Origin of the sequence: Sphingomonas sp. KC8 (genome assembly GCF_002151445.1) — a bacterium.
Classification (GTDB): domain Bacteria; phylum Pseudomonadota; class Alphaproteobacteria; order Sphingomonadales; family Sphingomonadaceae; genus Sphingomonas_E.
On sequence record NZ_CP016306.1, the window covers coordinates 3,763,536 to 3,781,906 of the forward strand.

The 18,371-nt window shown below is 65.2% G+C and carries 23 protein-coding genes; 10 read left to right on the forward strand and 13 right to left on the reverse strand.

Annotation, left to right across the window (positions count from 1 at the left end):
• Window positions 1–152 precede the first annotated feature (152 nt).
• On the forward strand, window positions 153–776 hold the full coding sequence (locus KC8_RS17935; RefSeq protein ID WP_010126718.1) for a hypothetical protein: 624 nt from the start codon (window positions 153–155) through the stop codon (window positions 774–776).
• 9 nt (window positions 777–785) lie between these two features.
• Here KC8_RS17935 and KC8_RS17940 read toward each other — a convergent pair whose 3' ends face one another.
• A complete protein-coding gene (locus tag KC8_RS17940) occupies window positions 786–1,100 on the reverse strand; it encodes a hypothetical protein (RefSeq protein WP_010126719.1) in 315 nt (104 codons plus the stop codon).
• Entirely contained in the window at window positions 1,097–1,285 is a 189-nt protein-coding gene (locus KC8_RS17945; protein ID WP_010126720.1) for a hypothetical protein, read from the reverse strand. The genes KC8_RS17940 and KC8_RS17945 overlap by 4 nt, the downstream gene beginning before the upstream one ends.
• Before the next feature lie 107 nt (window positions 1,286–1,392).
• Here KC8_RS17945 and KC8_RS17950 point away from each other — a divergent pair, with 107 nt between their 5' ends.
• On the forward strand, window positions 1,393–2,076 hold the full coding sequence (locus KC8_RS17950; protein WP_010126722.1) for a S24 family peptidase: 684 nt from the start codon (window positions 1,393–1,395) through the stop codon (window positions 2,074–2,076).
• Here the strand turns inward: KC8_RS17950 and KC8_RS17955 are convergent, their stop codons facing one another.
• Window positions 2,077–2,256: a hypothetical protein gene (locus tag KC8_RS17955; RefSeq protein WP_037496676.1), complete on the reverse strand. Its 180-nt coding sequence runs from the start codon at window positions 2,254–2,256 to the stop codon at window positions 2,077–2,079.
• 120 nt (window positions 2,257–2,376) lie between these two features.
• Between KC8_RS17955 and KC8_RS17960 the strand changes: the two genes are divergently transcribed.
• Window positions 2,377–2,652 (forward strand): hypothetical protein, encoded by a 276-nt coding sequence (locus KC8_RS17960; protein ID WP_308733612.1) that lies wholly within the window; start codon window positions 2,377–2,379, stop codon window positions 2,650–2,652.
• Between the two features lie 94 nt (window positions 2,653–2,746).
• The gene (locus KC8_RS17965; protein ID WP_138956726.1) at window positions 2,747–3,541 is read left to right on the forward strand and encodes a hypothetical protein; all 795 of its coding nucleotides are present in this window, start codon (window positions 2,747–2,749) and stop codon (window positions 3,539–3,541) included.
• Window positions 3,542–3,550: 9 nt separating this feature from the next.
• Here the strand turns inward: KC8_RS17965 and KC8_RS17970 are convergent, their stop codons facing one another.
• From KC8_RS17970 to KC8_RS17980, 3 genes are all read right to left on the reverse strand, one after another.
• Window positions 3,551–5,539 (reverse strand): ATP-binding protein, encoded by a 1,989-nt coding sequence (locus tag KC8_RS17970; RefSeq protein WP_010126727.1) that lies wholly within the window; start codon window positions 5,537–5,539, stop codon window positions 3,551–3,553.
• Window positions 5,540–5,589: 50 nt separating this feature from the next.
• On the reverse strand, window positions 5,590–6,795 hold the full coding sequence (spt, locus tag KC8_RS17975; RefSeq protein ID WP_010126728.1) for a serine palmitoyltransferase: 1,206 nt from the start codon (window positions 6,793–6,795) through the stop codon (window positions 5,590–5,592).
• Window positions 6,796–6,912: 117 nt separating this feature from the next.
• On the reverse strand, window positions 6,913–7,155 hold the full coding sequence (locus tag KC8_RS17980; protein WP_010126729.1) for an acyl carrier protein: 243 nt from the start codon (window positions 7,153–7,155) through the stop codon (window positions 6,913–6,915).
• Between the two features lie 119 nt (window positions 7,156–7,274).
• On the opposite strand from KC8_RS17980, the gene KC8_RS17985 reads away from it, so the two are divergent.
• Complete coding sequence (locus tag KC8_RS17985; protein ID WP_029624697.1) at window positions 7,275–7,784, forward strand: Pycsar system effector family protein; 510 nt, start codon at window positions 7,275–7,277, stop codon at window positions 7,782–7,784.
• A gap of 6 nt (window positions 7,785–7,790) precedes the next feature.
• Here the strand turns inward: KC8_RS17985 and KC8_RS17990 are convergent, their stop codons facing one another.
• The 4 genes from KC8_RS17990 to KC8_RS18005 are packed head-to-tail and all read right to left on the reverse strand — an operon-like array spanning window position 7,791 to window position 11,535.
• A complete protein-coding gene (locus KC8_RS17990; protein WP_010126732.1) occupies window positions 7,791–8,696 on the reverse strand; it encodes an SDR family oxidoreductase in 906 nt (301 codons plus the stop codon).
• Complete coding sequence (gene proB / locus KC8_RS17995; RefSeq protein ID WP_010126733.1) at window positions 8,696–9,823, reverse strand: glutamate 5-kinase; 1,128 nt, start codon at window positions 9,821–9,823, stop codon at window positions 8,696–8,698. The genes KC8_RS17990 and proB overlap by 1 nt, the downstream gene beginning before the upstream one ends.
• A 28-nt stretch (window positions 9,824–9,851) precedes the next feature.
• Window positions 9,852–10,898 (reverse strand): GTPase ObgE, encoded by a 1,047-nt coding sequence (gene obgE, locus KC8_RS18000; RefSeq protein ID WP_010126734.1) that lies wholly within the window; start codon window positions 10,896–10,898, stop codon window positions 9,852–9,854.
• 31 nt (window positions 10,899–10,929) lie between these two features.
• Window positions 10,930–11,535: a TetR family transcriptional regulator gene (locus KC8_RS18005; protein ID WP_029624698.1), complete on the reverse strand. Its 606-nt coding sequence runs from the start codon at window positions 11,533–11,535 to the stop codon at window positions 10,930–10,932.
• A 45-nt stretch (window positions 11,536–11,580) separates the two neighbouring features.
• On the opposite strand from KC8_RS18005, the gene KC8_RS18010 reads away from it, so the two are divergent.
• Window positions 11,581–12,432, forward strand: a complete 852-nt coding sequence (locus KC8_RS18010; protein ID WP_010126736.1) for a metal-dependent hydrolase — start codon at window positions 11,581–11,583, stop codon at window positions 12,430–12,432.
• A gap of 44 nt (window positions 12,433–12,476) precedes the next feature.
• Here the strand turns inward: KC8_RS18010 and KC8_RS18015 are convergent, their stop codons facing one another.
• The 3 genes from KC8_RS18015 to rplU form a co-directional block, all read right to left on the reverse strand.
• On the reverse strand, window positions 12,477–13,028 hold the full coding sequence (locus tag KC8_RS18015) for a GNAT family N-acetyltransferase (RefSeq protein WP_010126737.1): 552 nt from the start codon (window positions 13,026–13,028) through the stop codon (window positions 12,477–12,479).
• 171 nt (window positions 13,029–13,199) lie between these two features.
• A complete protein-coding gene (rpmA, locus tag KC8_RS18020; RefSeq protein ID WP_010126738.1) occupies window positions 13,200–13,469 on the reverse strand; it encodes a 50S ribosomal protein L27 in 270 nt (89 codons plus the stop codon).
• 23 nt (window positions 13,470–13,492) lie between these two features.
• Complete coding sequence (rplU, locus tag KC8_RS18025; protein WP_010126739.1) at window positions 13,493–13,858, reverse strand: 50S ribosomal protein L21; 366 nt, start codon at window positions 13,856–13,858, stop codon at window positions 13,493–13,495.
• A 250-nt stretch (window positions 13,859–14,108) separates the two neighbouring features.
• On the opposite strand from rplU, the gene KC8_RS18030 reads away from it, so the two are divergent.
• The 4 genes from KC8_RS18030 (at window position 14,109) to leuD (ending at window position 18,359) form a co-directional block, all read left to right on the forward strand.
• Window positions 14,109–15,440, forward strand: coding sequence for a serine hydrolase domain-containing protein (locus KC8_RS18030; protein ID WP_037496682.1), 1,332 nt, complete (start codon window positions 14,109–14,111; stop codon window positions 15,438–15,440).
• A gap of 62 nt (window positions 15,441–15,502) precedes the next feature.
• On the forward strand, window positions 15,503–16,942 hold the full coding sequence (gene leuC, locus KC8_RS18035) for a 3-isopropylmalate dehydratase large subunit (protein WP_010126741.1): 1,440 nt from the start codon (window positions 15,503–15,505) through the stop codon (window positions 16,940–16,942).
• Window positions 16,939–17,775 (forward strand): N-acyl homoserine lactonase family protein, encoded by an 837-nt coding sequence (locus tag KC8_RS18040; protein ID WP_010126742.1) that lies wholly within the window; start codon window positions 16,939–16,941, stop codon window positions 17,773–17,775. Before leuC ends, KC8_RS18040 begins: the two co-directional genes overlap by 4 nt.
• A complete protein-coding gene (gene leuD / locus KC8_RS18045; RefSeq protein WP_010126743.1) occupies window positions 17,775–18,359 on the forward strand; it encodes a 3-isopropylmalate dehydratase small subunit in 585 nt (194 codons plus the stop codon). Before KC8_RS18040 ends, leuD begins: the two co-directional genes overlap by 1 nt.
• Window positions 18,360–18,371 lie beyond the last annotated feature (12 nt).

Here is an 18,371-nt window from a genome sequence, read left to right on the forward strand (position 1 = left end):
ATAGTTGGCCCCCCCCGGTTGATTCCGGGAGAACGGCCATAAGCAGAACGTTACGCGCGATCATAGCCGCGGGTTCCCATGCGACAAGGAAACGGCGCGTTAAGCTTTCCCGTTCAGGATCGCCTTTTCCAGGAATCATCAGGCGGAATGCGGTGAACGGATCAAGCTGGGCGACGCGCGCTGCGGCGCGGATCGACACATGGCCCGTGGGGCCGATCGCCGGGCTGATGCTGGGCGGGGCGACCGCGTTTTTCTGCTGGGCGGTGCAAGTAGGACTGGGCGGAGCCATCGCCGCGACGCTGGTGCCCGGTGTGCTGGTGGGCGCGCTGACCTGGATGATTTTCCGCCTGATCGATGCGCGTGCGGCGGAGAGTGGCGCATTGCGGGACGAAGGTGACGATCAGGAAGATTGGCTGACGGCCCCGTCACCCTATCGCCACGAACCGATCCCGGCGCCGGAAGGCCGCACGGTGCGCCCGCTGACGATCGATGCGATAGCCGATTATAGGCCGCCGGTGACGGCGCATGCTTCGTTGCCCGCCGTCGTTGCCGAGCAGGTGGACGCAGAATTGCTGCTGGAAAGCGTCGTTGCGTATCCCGGCAAGCCGATGGCGGCGCCGGCGGCACCGATCACCGTGTTGATGGATCGGCTGGCGGTGCGGATGACGCCGCCGCATCCGGTGGCGGCGTCGCAGGAATTGCCCGAGCGCGCCGATGACGCGGAACTGCGTGCCGTGCTCGCCGGGTTGCATCGCATGGCGGGTCAGCGCGGCTGAGGCCGGCAATCAGCTGTCGACCAGCGTCAACGCCTCGATTTCCAGCATGATGCGCGGGCCGCAATGGCAGTGATCGACCAGCGCGATATCGGCAACGAGGTGGCCGGGAATTGGCACGTCCGCGTCCGCCAGCAGCGCGGCCAGGGCCGCCATGTCGGGGATTGTCGCATCGCCTTGCAGCATAAGGCGGATGCGATGACGCAAGCCGGCGAAGGTAGCGCTGGCCCACCCGGTCATTTCATGGCTGGCGATCGTGGCGATGCCGAATGGAACAAGCAAACCGGGCAAGGCCCGATCGAGTTTCTGGCCGGGATCGACCTTCATGCGCCGCGGCTCGAATTGGCTTCGGCAAGGTAAGCGAGCACGCGGGCCTGTGTGCATGCACGCGGTTCCCGGCCATTGCGCAGATCGAGTACAAAGCGGGGATCATTCACCACCTCGCGCCCGAAACGGGTTGGCGGAACGCCGTTGTGACGCAGATGGCGTTCGATCGCGGACAGCAAGTGCATGACTTTTCTCCTTTCCCGCCCGACTCAGGTGGGGCATGATGTTCTTATTATGTTCTCATAGGGTAAATCCTACTTGTCTAGGAAAATTCCTATCGGTAGGATGCGCCATGTCCGAAACCGATCCGCGCGGCGTGCTGGAAACGCTCATCCGGGAGCGAGGGGAGGATTATGCGTCGCTATCGCGGCTGATCGGCCGCAACCCGGCCTATATCCAGCAGTTCATCAAGCGCGGTGTGCCGCGCAAACTCGATGAAGCGGATCGCACGACCCTGGCGCGTTATTTTGGCGTTGACGAAGCGATGCTGGGTGGGCCGCCGCCCGCGATAAAGGCGCGGATCGTGCCCATCGGCGCCACCGCGCGGCGCGATGTGGATTATGTGGCCGTGCCCCGGCTATCGGTGCGGGCTTCGGCCGGGCCGGGGGCGCTGGCCACGGAGGAAGCGACCCGCGGCCGATTCGCCTTCGATCCGGGCTGGCTGCGCGGGCTGACGGCGGGCGGCCCCGCGACATTGTCGCTGATCCGCGTCGAAGGCGATTCAATGAGTCCGACGCTGGAAGATGGCGACGACATTCTGGTCGATGGCGGAGATGGGGCAGATCGGCTGCGCGACGGCATCTATGTGCTCAGGATGGACGATGCCCTGCTGGTCAAACGGTTGCAGCGCAACCCGATCGACCGGCGCATCACCATCGCCAGCGACAATCCGTCTTATCCATCGCTGCCGGATTGCGATCCGGCGCGAATCCACATCGTCGGCCGGGTGATATGGGGCGGGCGCCGCTTCCGCTGATCAGGGGCGACGGTCGTTCCACCAGAAAGCGAGCGAAATGACGACGCCGATCGCGACGCCGGCCAGCAGCCCTGCCGATGGTTCGCCATAGACCGCGCCGATCGCGGTGCCGGCGATGATGGTCAGCGCGAGGATCGAACCGGTGGCGCGCGGCGCGCGGGGGGAAGGTGATTGCGACATGCGCGCCCTTTGCCATCGCACGGGGCGGGACACCAGCCTGTCCTGATATGGGACATTGGTCCCGATGCAGGACTTGGTGAACAGGGCGTTGAACATCGTGTGTGGCGGGATGCCGTGGCGATGTCCGGCCCGGGGCATCTGGCATGGCCCTTGATTGGTGGGGAGCAGCAAGGGGAAACGCCGATTCACGCCCAGTTCTACATTGCCGACCGTGCCACCTTCGACAATGCGGAGGCGCTGATGCGTGCGTTTGGCGATGATGCCGGGCTGGAAGCCGCGGCCCGGGCGGAACATAGCCGCGATGTTGGCAATATCACCCATTTCTGCCGCTGGCGACAGGTGGAACGGATCATCCTGCTGCTTTCGACCGATCATGCGATCGGCACGATTCACTGATCTGATTCACCATTTTGCGATTCCCGTCCGGCTGATGCTATGATCGGACCTTCGCTGATGCGGGGGAGCGATGCAGCGCGGCCGGAACACCGATTTGGAGATCATCGATCGCAGCGCGCAGGCTGATGTCCTCGCGCCCGCGCCGGTGCGCCGTGCCCACCGGACGATCGCAACCGTGACGCGCGGGACGGACGATCCCCGCGCGCCTGCCGATTTCAGTTTTTCATCGGTGGAAGAGCGCTGGGATGTCGAATTGCGGGCGGACGGGTCCGCCAGGGCATCGGTGGTGGTGCGACGCGAACAGCAGATTGGCGATGCCCGTCAGTGGCGATTCGTCGCGCGCCGCGAATTGCCGGGTGCCGCGGCGCATCGATCGCGCGTGGGGGTGATCGCCGCCGGCGTGGCGGTGATTGCGGCCAGCGCGGCTTTGTGGGCCGCATGGACGCGGCCGGCAGCCCCGACGACGAATGTCGTGGTCGTGCCCATGCCAGCGACGCCGCCACCTTCGCCCAATGGCGCAGCGATCGCGCCGGTCGCGGCAGCCCCGCCCGTGCCGGTCCGCGCGCCGGTGCCGCTGGTTTTCCCCCCGCCGGGCCAGACCGCCGACAAGACGGACGATGCGCCGCGCGCCATGTCCAGCCAGCCGCTCGATGCGCGGCCGGCCGTGCGCGATGCCATGGCCCGCGCCTTTGCATCGGGTGATGCCGAGGCCTGGAGCGATGGGACGCTTTCGGGTTTCGTGGTGGTTGGCCCGGCGGAGGCGGCTGACGGGCCATCCTGCCGCAATACGGTGATCCTCGCGCGGGGCGGGGAAGATGGCGATCGCACGATCAGTCGCCGGCGCTGCCAGGCGAAAGACGGCAGCATCAGCCTGGGCGAAGGCGCCTAGCGAGCCGTTTCAGGCGGCGCGTTCGGCCGGGGGATGGCGGTGCAGCGCCGCGACAACCGCGGTTTCCAGCGCGCTGATGGTAAACGGTTTGCGCAGCACCTCGCGCCCGCTCATCCGGCCCGCATCGCCGGCCTCGCCGACAAAGCCCGTGACGAACAGCACGCCGAGTTCGGGATAAAGCCGGCCGATTTCGTCGGCCAGTTCAGGCCCCGTCATCCCCGGCATGACGACATCGGATATGACGAGGCGGATGGCCGGGTGCGTTTCCAGCAGGGCCAAAGCCTCATCACCGCTGCCGCAGGGCAGGGGGGTAAAGCCGATTTCGGCCAGCGCACCGACGGTTGCCGCGCGAACGCGGGCATCATCCTCGACGACGAGGATCGTCGCGCCCCTGGCCTCATCGGGCGTGGACATTGCAGCCGGCGCTTGCGTGGCGGCAGCGTCGGCCGGTGCTGCGGCGCGGAAGCGGGGCAGGTAAAGCGACACGGTGGTCCCTTCGCCGGGGGCGGATCGGATCGCGATCTCGCCGTCCGATTGCCGCGCAAAGCCGAAAATCTGGCTGAGGCCGAGGCCCGTCCCCTTGCCCACTGGCTTGGTGGTGAAGAAGGGTTCGAACGCGCGATCCTGCACCTCGCGGGTCATGCCGGTGCCGCTGTCCGTCACCGTGATGCGCACATAATCGCCAGCACCCGCCTCGCCGACTTCGCCATTGCGCAGGGTGACGTTGGCGGTCTCGATCGCCAGATCGCCTTCGCCATCCATCGCGTCGCGGCCGTTGACGGCCAGATTGAGGATCGCGTTTTCAAGCTGGCTGGGATCGCACCATACGTGCCAGCCCTGTTCGGCCGCGCGAACACGGATGCGGATTCGTTCGCCAAGGGAACGATCCAGCAGGTCGGACATGCCGGCGATCAGGCGGGCGGGATCCAGCCCTTCGGGCAGCAATGGTTCGGCGCGGGCAAAGGCCAGCAGCCGCCGGGTGAGGGCCGCGGCGCGGTTGGCGCCTTCCATGGCATTGTCGATATGCCGGCCGACTTCATGTGCCTCGTGCGTCAGGCGACGGCGCGCCAGATCAAGGCCGCCAACCACAACCGCCAGCATATTATTGAAATCATGTGCGATCCCGCCCGTGAGCTGGCCGACCGCTTCCATCTTCTGGACCTGTCGCAACTGGGCTTCCGCGGCTGCGCGTTCGATCCCTTCGCGGCGTAGCGATTCGTTGGCTTCGCGCAGTTCGCGGGTGCGTTCGGCAACCGCATATTCCAGTGTTTCGGCGCGTTCGGCTTCCGCCATGGCATCGCGCCGTGCGAGCCGCCGGGCGGCGAACGCGCTGACGGTGGCCCAGCCAAGCACCACCGCCGCAACCGCCAATACCCCGCCAAGGCCCGACAGCAGCGCCGCCAGATAGTTAGAGCGTTCGGCCGATTGGGCCGCGAGCCGCGAGCGTTCGCGAAGGACGGCGCGTTCCTTGTTGGAAATTTGGGTCAGGATCTCGTTGATCCGGGTGAGGCTGGCAGCCTGGCCCGCCTGGTAAAAGAGGGTGACCGCTTCCCACCCGCGCCGATAATTGGATTGCGATGCCGGGGCCGCCAGTTCGCGGCCACGCGCGGCATATAATTGCGCCAGTTCAGCGCCAAGTTCGCGTTGTTCCGGGTCGTCGTGCGTCATTTCGCGCAGGCGTTTGAGCAAGCGGCCGGCGCGGCGCCATTCGTCATAATAGAGCGCGCCTGTCGCCTTGTCCGAACTGACGACAAACCGCCCGAGCGCGGCTTCGGATCGCGCCAGCGACGCATCGAGCGCGCGGCTGGCGATCACGATTTCATAGCTGTGCCGTTCGCGCAGCAGTGCCGCATCGCGTTCGCGATTGGACGACGCCACCAGAAAGACGAGGGCGATAAGCGACGCGGCCGCGACCAGCGCGGTAACGCTGGCCAGGCCCCGCCGCCAGGCTTCGCGGGCTGCCCCGTCATCGGCGGCGTCGATGCCGTCATTCCCCATGCGGTACAGAATCTACCCCGCCGCGCTGTAACGCAAGGTAATTTCGATCGTCAGCTGATGCAGCCGGTGGCCAGCCCCGCAGCGCGGAAACGTTCGAGAATGTCGCCAACCTGTTCGTCCGAATGTTCGGCACACAGCGAACAGCGCAGCAGGAAGGTGCCGGCGGGGGTTGCCGGGGGGCGCGCCATGTTGACGTAGACGCCCAGTTCCAGCAGCGCCTGCCACATCCGCACGGTGGTTTGCTGATCGGGCAGCATCACCGCGATGATCGCCGACTGGGCGGTTTCGGTGCCCAGGGTGAAACCCATTTCGCGCAGGCCCGCGTGGAGCCGTTTGGAGTTTTTCCACAGATGCGCGCGCTTTTCACCAGCGTGCATGAGCTTGCGGATCGAGGCGGCGGCGGTGGCGACCACGCTTGGCGGCAGCGATGCGGTGAACACATAGGGCCGGCAGACGAGACGCAGCACTTCGAACTTGGGATGGTTCGACACGCAGAACCCACCGACCGTGCCAACCGACTTGGAGAAGGTGCCGACGACGAAGTCGATATCCTTTTCGACGCCCAGTTCTTCGTAAACGCCACGGCCATTGGCGCCGAAGAAGCCCATGCCATGCGCTTCATCGACAAGGATCATGCAGTTGGGATGCTTGCGGACGGCGGCGACCATTTCGGGCAGCGGCGCGATATCGCCCAACATCGAATAGACGCCTTCGAGCACCACCAGTTTGAGCGCATCGACGGGCAGGCGGCCGAGCCGTTTGTCCAGATCTTCCACCGAATTGTGGCGGAACCGTACGACTTCGGCATTGCCGAGGCCGCAGCCGTCATAGATCGACGCATGGCTGTCGGCATCGAGGATGATGTAATCGCCCTTGCCGGCGATCGTGGAGATCATGCCCAGATTGGCCTGATAGCCGGTCGAAAAGACCATGGCATGTTCGGTGCCGTAAAATTCCTTCAGGGCGTCTTCGCATTCCTTATGGCCCTGATAGGTGCCGTTGAGCACGCGGCTGCCCGTGGTGCCCGCACCAAATTCGTCCAAAGCCTTCTTGCCCGCCGCCACGACATCGGGATCGAAGGTCATGCCCATATAATTATAGGTGCCGAGCAGGATGGTCGGTTTACCCTGGATGATCGCCAAGGTGGGCGATTTCACTTCGTCCATGACGATCGCGAACGGATCGCGCACGCCGGTATCCAGTAGGGCCTGCCGTTCGGCGATCAGGGCATCGAACTTCGAAAAGAGATCGGTCATGTCGGGTCTTCCATAAAACCGTGCCATCCGTGGTCGAACGGTTTGCCATATCCACCCTCGCGTCGGCGACGCGCCGTGGGCGAGGTGGGGCTGAAACGCGTCCGGCCGGACGGTGGATTATCCGCGCAGCTTTTCCACCGCATCGACAAGCTGGCCGACTGTTTCGATTTCGGCCTGCATGTTCATGGTGATGATGATGTCGAACTCATCCTCGACGGCGGCGACGAAGTCCATCACCGTCAGGCTGTCCCATTCCAGATCGCCGGCGAAACTGGTCGCCTCGGTCAGGCTGATGCCCTTCTTGTTGAAGGGTTCGATGGCGTCGGCCACCTTGGCGAAGGTTTCGTCGCGATTGCTCATGGGTGCGTCCTTAAATCCGTGGATGGCCGCTTGCCAAGCGATTGCGGCGGGAAAGCGGCGGCTGCTTGGCAAGGACCGGCGGTCATGTAAATGTCTGGACGGCTTTGGGGGCAAAAACGATGAGCGACGAGCGAAAACGCGTGCCATCGGTGAACGGCATTCACCTCGTGCGCACCTGCCAGCAGATTCACGTCCAGCTAAGCCAGATGGCCGATCAGAAAGCGTCGATCCTGATGGGTGCGACCTTCGTGATCTTCACCATCACGATCGGGCAGGCCAAGGGATCTGGCGCGCCTTTGCCGCTGCTGATCCTTGGTGCGTTCGCTTTTTTCTCGGCGGTGCTGGCCGTACTGGCGATCCTGCCGGCGACACATACGCGCAAGACCGAAGGGGTGAACCTGCTGTTCTTCGGATCGTTCACCCAGCTCGACGAAAGCGAATATGTCGAGCGGCTGACCGAGAAACTCTACAATGACGAGGATATTTTTCGCACCGTCGCCCACGATATTTATCAGAACGGGCGGGTGCTGGAGCGCAAGAAATATCGCTTCCTCGGCTATGCCTATCGCGTGTTCCTGGCAGGATTGACGGCCAGTTTCATTGCGTTCCTGTGGCAGTATTTCGCCTGAAGGCGGTTACAGCCAGCCTGCCGCGCGATAGCTTTGCGCGGTCGCCTTCAATCCGGCGCGGGTTTCGACCTGCGGTTGCCAGATCGCGGCGGGCGGGCGGGCGGTGGCGCTGACCACCCAATCGGGATGGCAGAAATAGCGCACCCGATCGGCGGTGAGTTTCGCGCGCTTGCCCCGGATCAGTCCATCCGCCTTCGCCGCGAAGCGCAGGATCGGCGCGGGGATCGATAGCGGGCGAACGCGGCGGCCCACCGCGTCGCCCAGCGCGAGCGCGAAGGCGCGGTGATCCCAGCCCTGTGTGATGCCGTCATCGGGTTCGTAGCATTGGCCGATGGCATCCGGCGCATCGACCAGATCGAGCAGCAGGCGCGCAAGATCGGTTGCTTCGATCAACGAGAGGCGGCCGGCGGGGGGAAGGGTGACCACGCCTTTGGCCGCGAGGCGGAACAGTTCGAGCATTTCGCGATCGCCGGGACCGTAAACGGCGGGCGGGCGAATGATCGTCCAGTCGAGGCCGGATGCGGCGACGACCCGTTCGGATTCGGCCTTGGACCAGCCATAATCGGACAGCCCCGGTTCGCGTGCCGAAAGCGACGAAACGTGGATGAAGCGGCGGATGCCGGCATTGCGCGCGGCCGCGATCATCGCTTCGGTGCCGGCGATGTTGCCGGCGGCGAACCCTGCGCGATCGGGCGCGTTGATGACGCCGGCGATGTGGATCACCGCGCGGACGCCGTCGCATGTTTGCGCGAGGGCGGCGGCATCGTCGAGTGCGCCGGGGACCCAGGTGACGCCGGGTTCCGGCGATTGGGCGCTACGGGCGAGCGCGCGGGTAGGCTGGCCGCGTTCGCCCGCAATCCGCAACACATGGCGGCCGACAAAGCCGGTACCGCCGGTGATCGCGATGGGCATCAAAGCAAAACCATATGATCGCGATGGACGAGTGCAGCGCGCGGCGCATAACCGAGCAGTGCTTCCAGCGCGTCCGACCGGCGGCCAACGATCAGGCCGGCGTCCAATGCGTCATATTCGGCAAGGCCGCGCGCAACAGGGGTCGCATCGGGACCGAGGATATCGACGACATCGCCGCGGGCGAACCGCCCTTCGACCGCGGTGGCGCCAGCGGCAAGCAGGCTGCGGCCGCTGCCCAGCGCGTGGGCAGCCCCCGCATCGACATGGATCACGCCCTTTGCCGTCAACCGCCCGGCAAGCCAGGCCTTGCGCGCGGATGCGCCCTTTTCGGCGACGAACACGGTGCCATGGCCGGTGGCGGTGAAGGCCGACAAGGGGTGGTCGATCTTGCCCGAAATAATCGCGAGATTGGCCCCCGCGCTCATCGCGATGCGGGCGGCCTCCAGCTTGGAGATCATCCCGCCCGAACCCATGCCCGATGCCGATCCGCCATCGGCCATCGCCCGGATTCGGGCATCGAGGCGCTTGACCTCGGGCACCAGCACCGCGTTCGGATCGCGTTGCGGATTGGCGGTGTAAAGCCCGTCGATATCCGACAGCAGGATCACGCCGCGCGCGGACGCCGCCTGGCCGATCCGCGCTGCCAGCCGATCATTGTCGCCGAAGCGGATTTCTTCGGTCGCAACCGAATCATTTTCGTTGATGACGGGGACGACGCCAAGCGACATCAGGCGTTCGAGCGTGGCCGATGCGTTGAGATAACGGCGGCGATCTTCCAGATCGTCGAGCGTGACGAGCATTTGCGCTGCGGTAAGGCCGCGTTCGGCCAGCAATTCGGCCCAGCATTGCGACAGGGCGATCTGGCCGGTGGCGGCAGCGGCCTGCGCATCTTCCAGGCTGGCGCGGCCGCCCTTGGGCAGTTTCAGCCGCCGTGCGCCAAGTGCGATCGCGCCCGACGAGACGACCGCGACATGCTGGCCGGCCGCAATGCGATCGGCAATGTCGGCAACCACCCCGGCCAGCCATTCGCGGCGCACTTTGCCCGCCGGATCGACCAGCAGGGCCGATCCGATCTTGACGACGATGCGCGGGCAGGCGGCCGGCGCGAAACGATCGGCGGGTGTCATCCTGCGTGTCTCCGGTCGGCGCGCGCGATCAGATGGGGGACCATGCGGGGGCTTCTTCCCCATCCTGTAGTGGCTGGGTGCCGGTTTCGGCCGGGCCGATCGCATCGACCAGCCGGTCGAGCACCGGATCGAGGCCGATGCCACCGGCGCCCGACAGCAGCATCACTTCCTTGCCGCTGACCTTGGCCAGTTTCTTGGCAAGTTTTGCCACGGTCTTTTCGTCCACCGCGTCGATCTTGTTGAGCGCCAGCACTTCGGGCTTGTCGACGAGATCGGCGCCATAAGCGTCCAGTTCCTCGCGCACGATATGATAGGCGTCGATCGGGTCTTCGCCGCTGGCGTCGATCAGGTGGAGCAGCACCCGGCAGCGTTCGATATGGCCGAGAAAGCGATCGCCGATCCCTGCGCCATCCGCTGCGCCTTCGATCAGGCCGGGAATATCGGCGATCACGAATTCACGGGCATGGCGCGTGACGACACCAAGCTGCGGGCGCACCGTGGTGAAGGGATAATCGCCGACCTTGGCGTTGGCGTTGGTGACGGCATTGATGAAGGTCGACTTGCCGGCGTTGGGCAGGCCGACGAGGCCGGCGTCGGCCAGCAGCTTCAGCCGCAGCCAGACCCAGGCTTCTTCATAGGGCCAGCCGGTGCCGTGCTGGCGTGGCGCGCGGTTGGTGGAGGTTTTGTAGCTGGCATTGCCACGCCCGCCATCGCCGCCGCGCAGGAACACATGGCGCTGGCCGGGCGCGGTGAAATCGAGCAGCACGGTTTCCTTGTCTTCGGACAGGACCTGCGTACCGACCGGCACCCTGATCACCAGATCCTCGCCGCCGGCGCCGGTGCGGTTCGATCCCGCCCCGCCCTTGCCGCGTGGCGCGCGGAAATGCTGGGTGTAGCGGAAATCGATCAGCGTGTTCAGGCCGGCGATGGATTCGATGATGATATCACCGCCCTTGCCGCCATTGCCGCCGTCGGGGCCGCCATATTCGATGAATTTTTCGCGCCGAAAGCTGACGGCACCGGGGCCGCCGCCGCCCGAACGCACATAGATCTTGGCTTGGTCGAGGAAATGCATGGCCGCGCATATAGCGCATGTGCGCAAAACGTCACCCCGTGCGATGCGTGCCATTCGTGTTCTGCGCGTCGGGGTTTCGAAAGGCGTTGATCTGGGCCAGCGCCAGTTCGCGCGCGGTGCCGCGTGGCAGGCCGAGCGCAGCGGCCATTGCCTCGCCCATCAGCGCGTCGCCCAGCGCCGTCAGCACCAGTGACAGGGTGATGGCGTGGACCGGTTTGCCTTCCAACGGCCCTAGTTCGTCCACCAGACGGTGAATCGCCTCCAGAATCGGGGCAAGGGCGGCGCGATCGCCCGACAGGATCATCCATGACACCAGCGCGCCGGCACCTTCCTTGTCGAAGGCATCGAACGTCATGTCGACGATTTCGCGCGGATCGCTTTCACCGGCGCGGGCCTTCAGCACGGTCGCCCCGATCTGCATCGTAATCCGGTCGGCCATGCTGGCTGCCAGCGCCTGCTGAAGCCCCAGAGCCGAACCGAAATGATGCAGCAGATTGGCATGGGTCCGACCGATTCGCGCGGCGACGGCCTTCAGCGTTACGCCCTGCGGGCCATCTTCGATCAGGATCGCACGCGCGGCCTCCAATGCGGCGAGGCGGCTGTCTTCGGCGCTCAGTCGTGTCCGTGTTATTGACATAAATGTTAGTAAGCCTATTCTGCATCCATCACGGAGAGCGGACCGATGCCCAAAACCCCCACGGATTTGACCATTAACCCCCGCGACAGGCGCTTTGGCCGGGGCCTTGCGCTGGATCGTTGGTGGCTGGCCGGCGATCCGGTTGCAACCGCATTCTACAATGCGCTGTCCGTCACCTTTCCCAAGGGGGAGGGGTTCTTCATCGACAGCGTGCGCCGGTTCCGCGACGGGGCATCGCCGCAACTGGCCGGCGAGATCGCGGCCTTCACCCGGCAGGAAGTGATGCACACGCGCGAGCATGTCGCGTTCAACCGGCGGGTGACGGATGCCGGCTACGACGTGTCGGCGCTGGAGCGACGGGTGGATGATCGCCTGGCCCTAGTTCGATCAAAGGCGCCGATCGCCAGCCTGGCCGCGACAATGGCGCTGGAACATTTCACCGCGATTCTGGCGCACGAACTGCTTGCCGATCCGCGTCATCTGGCCAATGCGGAGGCATCTGCCCGGGTAATGTGGCGCTGGCACGCGATGGAAGAAATCGAGCATAAGGGCGTCGCGTACGACACCTGGCTTCACGCGACGAAAGACTGGCCGCGTTGCAAGCGATGGAAGGTGAAGGCCAAGGTGATGCTGCTCGTCACGCGCAACTTCATGGTCGATCGCACGCGCGGCGTGCTGGAACTGGCGCGGCAGGACGGGCTTGCGGGGCCACGCCTGTGGGCGCGCACCTTCTGGTTCGCATTCGTGAAACCGGGGATGATGCGCAAGATCGCCGCCGCCTGGATCGCCTTCTTCCTGCCGGGCTTTCACCCCTGGAAGCATGACGACCGGGCCTTGATCGCAACGGCGGAACGAGAGCCGGAACAGGGGCAGGCCGGGGCCGCGCTGGCGGCCTGATGGTGGCAGCGGCCATTCCTGAAGGAAGGCCGCCATGCCCGATTTCAGGCTGCCAGCGCGGGCCTGGATGGCGCGCCGACGGCGCCGGCCTGGCGGACGAAGCCGGCGCAGGCGACGTCACGGCCGCGCGCCACACTGCGCCGCATGAACGTGTCACCGGTCGGCTTGAAGCCCAGCTTGCGCAGCACGTTGGCGGACGCCGGATTGTCGAGGAAGTGGCATGAAACCAGCTGGTCGATCCGCAACGACTGATCCGCCATGCCGATGACCGCGCTGGCCGCTTCGGTGGCGAAGCCCAGCCCCCAATAAGGCCGTGCGATCCAGTAGCCCAGTTCGACCGACCCGCATTCTTCGCGCGCCAGCCCGACGCCGCCGATCAGGCGCGGCGCACCCAGCGTGCGGGCGAAAACCAGGAAATCGGGCAATGCCGGATCACGGGCCAGGCCGACAAAGGTGCGCGCATCTTCCAGCCGATAGGGCCAGGGCGCGCGCGCCAGATTGCGGACAACGCCCTCATCGCCGATCGCGGCATGCAGGGCCGGGACGTCTTCGTCCCACGCGGGCCGCAACAGCAGCCGTTCAGTTCTGGCAAACATCAAGAATCTCTCCCGTCCTTATGGCCGCGCACTGCCCGCATTGCGTTACAGGGCAACGACAATTGGTGAGGGAGACAATAAAAAGGGAGCCGGTGCGACCCGTCTCCCTCACGGCCCATCGAATGGACCTTTCGGGTCGCCCTTGGGACGACCCGAAAATCGGTTCGTCCGTTATTCCGCGGCAGCCGCCACAGCATCGACGCTTACATATTTGCGGCCGAGCTTGCCTTCGTGGAACGCCACGCGGCCTTCGACGAGCGCGAACAGCGTGTGATCCTTGCCCATGCCGACATTACGGCCCGGATAGACGCGGGTGCCGCGCTGACGGATGATAATGTTGCCGCCGACGACTTCCTGGCCGCCGAACTTCTTGACGCCAAGGCGGCGACCAGCCGAATCACGACCGTTACGCGAAGAGCCGCCTGCTTTCTTATGTGCCATTTTCTATAACTCCTGTGACGCGATCAGGCTTCGGCAGCCGCGGGCGCTTCCGCCTCGGCCTTCTTCGACGCCTTCTTGGCCTTCGGGGCTTCGCCACCGATCGACAAGATCTTCAGGATCGTGTGGCGCTGGCGATGGCCGTTACGACGGCGGTAGTTGTGACGGCGACGCTTTTTGAAAACGATCACCTTCTCGCCCTTGGCCTGGGCGATAACCTCAGCCGTGACGACCAAGCCGTTCACGTCCTTGAGTTCAGCACCTTCGCCAGCGAGCAGCACATCGCTGAGTTCCACGGTCGAGCCCGCTTCACCCGCGATCTTCTCGACAACGATCTTGTCTCCTGCGGCAACGCGATACTGCTTGCCGCCCGTGCGCACGATAGCGAACATGGCCCTCATCACTTCTTCAAAAGCTGGTCCACGCAAGGCAAAGGCTGCGGCCTAAACCCCCGCGCAGGAAGGTGGCGCTGCTACTTCAAGCATTCCGCCCTGTCAACGGCGTAGCGCCATTCACCACGCGGTAAAGCGGGTGAAAGCTGCGCTTGGCCGGGTTTGACTGGCGGAATCGCGTCGCTATTGGAAGGTGGCATGACCGCCCATGCTTTCAAGCGCCACGGAAATCCGTGCCCCGATTTCGCCCGTGGCTGACGCCGACCCCCGGCAGGACATCCTTCACGATACCCGGCCCGGCCCGGCCGATTCGGGTGTTTCCCGCGCCAGGCGTTCGTGGAAGCGGGCGGCGATTGCGGCGACATTATTATTGATTGCGGCGACGGTGTTCGCGCTGACGGCGTTCGACCGCACACGCTGGGTGCCCGAACAGGCGCCGCGCCCGATCGCGCCGGCCCGTGCTGCGATCGTGCCGGGCGTGCCCACCGCCGGGCCGCATCTGGTGGATTATCAGAAGCTGGATGCGCGGCTGACGCGGCTGGTTGCGGCGAACGATATGGTGGGGCTGGCCGTCGCGGTGGTCGAAAACGGCCAGATCAGTTTCATCAAGGGTTATGGCGTCACCGAAGCGGGCACCGATGAACGGGTGACGACCGGCACCGTCTTTCGCTGGGCTTCCCTGTCCAAGGGGGTGGCGGGCACGCTGGTGGCCGAACTGGCGCGCGAAGGGAAGTTGTCGCTGGCCGATCCGGTATCGCGCTGGGCGCCATCGCTGAAGCTGCCCAATAATGGCGAGAATATCGTCACCATCGCCGATCTGCTCGGCCAGCGCACCGGCATCGTCCACAATGCGTATGACGACAAGCTGGAGGAGGGGATCGATCCCCACCAGATCCGCACGATGCTGGGCAAGCTGGATGCCTATTGCAAGCCGGCGACATGCCACACCTATCAGAATGTCGCATTTGACGCGGCAAGCGAGATCGTCGCCAATGCGACCAGGCGATCCTATGCCGACATGGTTGCCCGCAAACTGCTGGTGCCGTTGGGCATGACGAGCGCAAGCCTGACGCGCGCCGGCCTTGAGGCGTCGCCCAGCTGGGCCAAGCCGCATGTGGGCCGTCGCACGCTGAAGGTGGCGGATGCTTATTATCAGGTGCCTGCGGCGGGCGGCATGAATTCGTCCATCTTCGATCTTGGCCTGTGGATGCAGGCGCAGATGGGTGGCGAGCCGCGCGTGCTTGCGCCCGCGGTGCTCGAAACGGCGCATCGCCCGCAGGTGACGGTCGAGCGGCGCCATGCGCGCTCACGCTATGATCGCGACGTGACCGAGCAACGTTACGCCATGGGCTGGCGCGACATGAAATATGCCGGGCATCATATCGTCGGCCATCGCGGCGCGGTTTCGGGCTATCGATCGCTGATCTATTTTGATCCGGCGCTGAAGGCGGGTGTCGCGGTGCTGTGGAATTCGCAGAGCAGCAAGCCGCTGGGGGTGCAGAACGAAGTGTTCGACATGTTCTATAAACGGCCGTTCGAAGACTGGCTGGAACTCGACAAGAAGGAAAAGCAAGGCCGCTGAAACAATGTCTGGCCCGTCCGGCGCTTGAAAATCGGGGGGGAGGGCATAAAGCGTGTGGCATCATGAACGCACCCCGCACCCTGTACGAGAAGATCTGGGATGCCCACGTCGTTGAACGGCGTGACGACGGCACCTGCCTGATCTTCATCGATCGCCACCTGGTCCACGAAGTTACCAGCCCGCAGGCTTTTGAAGGGCTTCGCGCCGCCGGACGCACCGTCCGCCGGCCGGACCTGACGCTGGCGGTGCCGGATCATAATCTGCCGACCACGCCGCGCGTGGACGTGGCGGGGCATCGCATCCCGATCGCCGACGTCGAATCGGCGCAGCAGCTGGCCGCGCTTGAGGCGAACGCGCCGGCTTTCGGCATCCGTTATATCGACGCGACCGCACCCGAACAGGGCATCGTCCATGTCGTCGGGCCGGAGCAGGGCTTTTCGCTGCCGGGTGCTACGATCGTGTGCGGCGACAGCCATACGTCGTGCCACGGCGGCCTGGGCGCGCTGGCGTTCGGTATCGGCACGTCGGAGGTGGAGCATGTGCTGGCCACCCAGACGCTGCTGCTCAGCCCGTCGAAGACGATGGAAGTGCGGGTCGAGGGTAAGCTGGGCTTCGGCGTCAGCCCCAAGGATGTCGTGCTGGCGATCATCGGCAAGATCGGGGCGGCCGGCGGCACCGGCTATGTCATCGAATATACCGGCAGCGTGTTCCGTGACATGTCCGTCGAAGGGCGGCTGACCGTTTCGAACATGTCGATCGAGGGGGGCGCGCGCGCCGGCCTCGTCGCCCCGGACGATACGACCTTTGCCTATCTCAAAGGGCGGCCGATGGCCCCCACCGGCGAGAATTGGGACAAGGCGGTCGCCTGGTGGCGTTCGCTGGCGACCGATCCGGGCGCGCGTTACGACAAGGTGGTGGTGATCGACGCGGCCGATATCGCGCCAAGCCTGACCTGGGGCACCAGCCCGGAAGACGTGGTGCCGATCACCGGCGTCGTGCCCGATCCCGACAGCTTCGCCGATCCATCGAAGCAGGAAGCCGCGCGAAAGTCGCTGGCCTACATGGGGCTGACGCCGGGCACGCGGATGCAGGATGTGCCGGTGGAGAATATCTTCATCGGCAGCTGCACCAACAGCCGGATCGAAGATCTGCGCGCCGCCGCTGCTGTCGCCAAGGGGCGGCATGTGGCGCCGAACATCCGTCAGGCGCTGATCGTGCCGGGGTCCGGCCTCGTCAAGCGGCAGGCCGAAGCCGAAGGGCTGGACCGGATCTTCATCGACGCGGGATTTGAGTGGCGCGAACCCGGCTGTTCGATGTGCCTGGCGATGAACCCGGACAAGGTGCCGCCGGGCGAACGCTGCGCATCGACCAGCAACCGCAACTTTGTCGGCCGGCAAGGGCCGGGTGCGCGCACCCACCTCGTTTCGCCGGCGATGGCGGCGGCAGCGGCGGTGACCGGGCGGCTGACCGACGTGCGCGACCTGATCGGGGGCGACGCGTGAAGGCGGTGATGGCGATGGCGGCGGGGCTGATGCTCGCCGCCGCCGCGCCCGCGTCCGCCAGCGATCCTGTGGTCAAGCTGTGGCGGCTCGATTGCGGCAAGGTGAAGAACGGCGACCTCGGCATGTTCGCCGACAGCTTTGCGCTCGACGGCAAGCGCAAGGACATCGTGATTAGCTGCTACCTGATCCGCCATGGTGACGATTATCTGTTGTGGGATACGGGCTTCGGCGCGGAGCTGGCGGGCCGCGAGGAAGAACCGATCCCCGGCGTCAAGGTCAGCCTTGCGCGGACGGTGGTCGATCAATTGCGCCAGATCGGGGTGAAGTCCGAACAGGTGCGCCATGTCGCGATCAGCCACATGCATTATGACCATAGCGGCCAGGCGGACAGCTTTCCGAAGGCGACCTTGCTGATGGGCGCGGAGGATCTGGCGATCCTGTCCGCCAACCCGAAAAATCCGTTGCTGGAACCGCAGCGTTTCGATCCGTGGCTGAAGGGCGACGCGCCCAAGGAAGCGGTGAACGGGGACAAGGATATTTATGGCGACGGCAGCGTCGTCATGCTGACCTTGCCGGGGCACACGCCGGGCCACCACGGCCTGCTCGTCCGCCTGAAGAACAAGGGGCCGGTGCTGATCAGCGGCGACCTTTACCATGTCGCGGAACAGGTGCCGCTGAACGCGGTGCCGACCTTCAACATGGATCGCGCGCAGACGCTGTCGAGCCAGCAGCGTTTCGGCGCGATTGCCCAGGCGCTGAAGCCCACCGTGATCATCGCGCATGAACCGGCGGACGTCGCCAAATTGCCTACATTCCCGGAGTCCGCAGACTGATGGAACCGATCACCACCGTCGATGGCCGCGCGTTTCCGCTCGGCCGCAAGAATGTCGACACCGACGTCATCATCCCGGCACACTATCTGAAGACGATCACCCGCGCCGGGCTTGGCCGGGGCGCGTTCGAAACGATCCGCGCCGAACCCGGCAACGTGTTCGACGATCCCGAATATGCCGGCGCCCCGATCATCATCGCGGGCGACAATTTCGGTTGCGGATCGAGCCGCGAACATGCCGCCTGGGCACTGGGCGACATGGGCGTGCAGGCGGTGATCGCGCCGAGCTTTTCGGACATTTTTTCGGGCAATGCGTTCAAGAACGGCATCGTCACGGTGGTGCTGCCGCAGGCGGCGGTGGATCGCCTGCTGGAAGTGGCGAAGACCCATCCGATCACGGTGGATCTGGAAAGCCGGACGGTGACGACGCCATTCCAGGATCGCTTCGCGTTCGAAATCGATCCGTTCCGTCGCGATTGCCTGATGCATGGTCTGGACGAAATCGGCCTGACCCTGGCGCGCGACGTGGCGATCACCGCTTATGAGACGCGGATTGCAGCAGAGCGACCTTGGCTCGCCGCCTGACCGAACCAAAAG

Bases quoted from the DNA above. Each gene is read 5' to 3' on its own strand.
- KC8_RS17940 (WP_010126719.1), bottom strand. From the start codon at position 1,100: ATGAAGGTCGATCCCGGCCAGAAACTCGATCGGGCCTTGCCCGGTTTG.
- KC8_RS17945 (WP_010126720.1), bottom strand. From the start codon at position 1,285: ATGCACTTGCTGTCCGCGATCGAACGCCATCTGCGTCACAACGGCGTT.
- KC8_RS17950 (WP_010126722.1), top strand. From the start codon at position 1,393: ATGTCCGAAACCGATCCGCGCGGCGTGCTGGAAACGCTCATCCGGGAG.
- KC8_RS17955 (WP_037496676.1), bottom strand. From the start codon at position 2,256: ATGTCGCAATCACCTTCCCCCCGCGCGCCGCGCGCCACCGGTTCGATC.
- KC8_RS17960 (WP_308733612.1), top strand. From the start codon at position 2,377: ATGTCCGGCCCGGGGCATCTGGCATGGCCCTTGATTGGTGGGGAGCAG.
- KC8_RS17970 (WP_010126727.1), bottom strand. From the start codon at position 5,539: ATGGGGAATGACGGCATCGACGCCGCCGATGACGGGGCAGCCCGCGAA.
- spt (WP_010126728.1), bottom strand. From the start codon at position 6,795: ATGACCGATCTCTTTTCGAAGTTCGATGCCCTGATCGCCGAACGGCAG.
- KC8_RS17980 (WP_010126729.1), bottom strand. From the start codon at position 7,155: ATGAGCAATCGCGACGAAACCTTCGCCAAGGTGGCCGACGCCATCGAA.
- KC8_RS17985 (WP_029624697.1), top strand. From the start codon at position 7,275: ATGAGCGACGAGCGAAAACGCGTGCCATCGGTGAACGGCATTCACCTC.
- KC8_RS17990 (WP_010126732.1), bottom strand. From the start codon at position 8,696: ATGCCCATCGCGATCACCGGCGGTACCGGCTTTGTCGGCCGCCATGTG.
- proB (WP_010126733.1), bottom strand. From the start codon at position 9,823: ATGACACCCGCCGATCGTTTCGCGCCGGCCGCCTGCCCGCGCATCGTC.
- obgE (WP_010126734.1), bottom strand. From the start codon at position 10,898: ATGCATTTCCTCGACCAAGCCAAGATCTATGTGCGTTCGGGCGGCGGC.
- KC8_RS18005 (WP_029624698.1), bottom strand. From the start codon at position 11,535: ATGTCAATAACACGGACACGACTGAGCGCCGAAGACAGCCGCCTCGCC.
- KC8_RS18010 (WP_010126736.1), top strand. From the start codon at position 11,581: ATGCCCAAAACCCCCACGGATTTGACCATTAACCCCCGCGACAGGCGC.
- KC8_RS18015 (WP_010126737.1), bottom strand. From the start codon at position 13,028: ATGTTTGCCAGAACTGAACGGCTGCTGTTGCGGCCCGCGTGGGACGAA.
- rpmA (WP_010126738.1), bottom strand. From the start codon at position 13,469: ATGGCACATAAGAAAGCAGGCGGCTCTTCGCGTAACGGTCGTGATTCG.
- rplU (WP_010126739.1), bottom strand. From the start codon at position 13,858: ATGTTCGCTATCGTGCGCACGGGCGGCAAGCAGTATCGCGTTGCCGCA.
- leuC (WP_010126741.1), top strand. From the start codon at position 15,503: ATGAACGCACCCCGCACCCTGTACGAGAAGATCTGGGATGCCCACGTC.
- leuD (WP_010126743.1), top strand. From the start codon at position 17,775: ATGGAACCGATCACCACCGTCGATGGCCGCGCGTTTCCGCTCGGCCGC.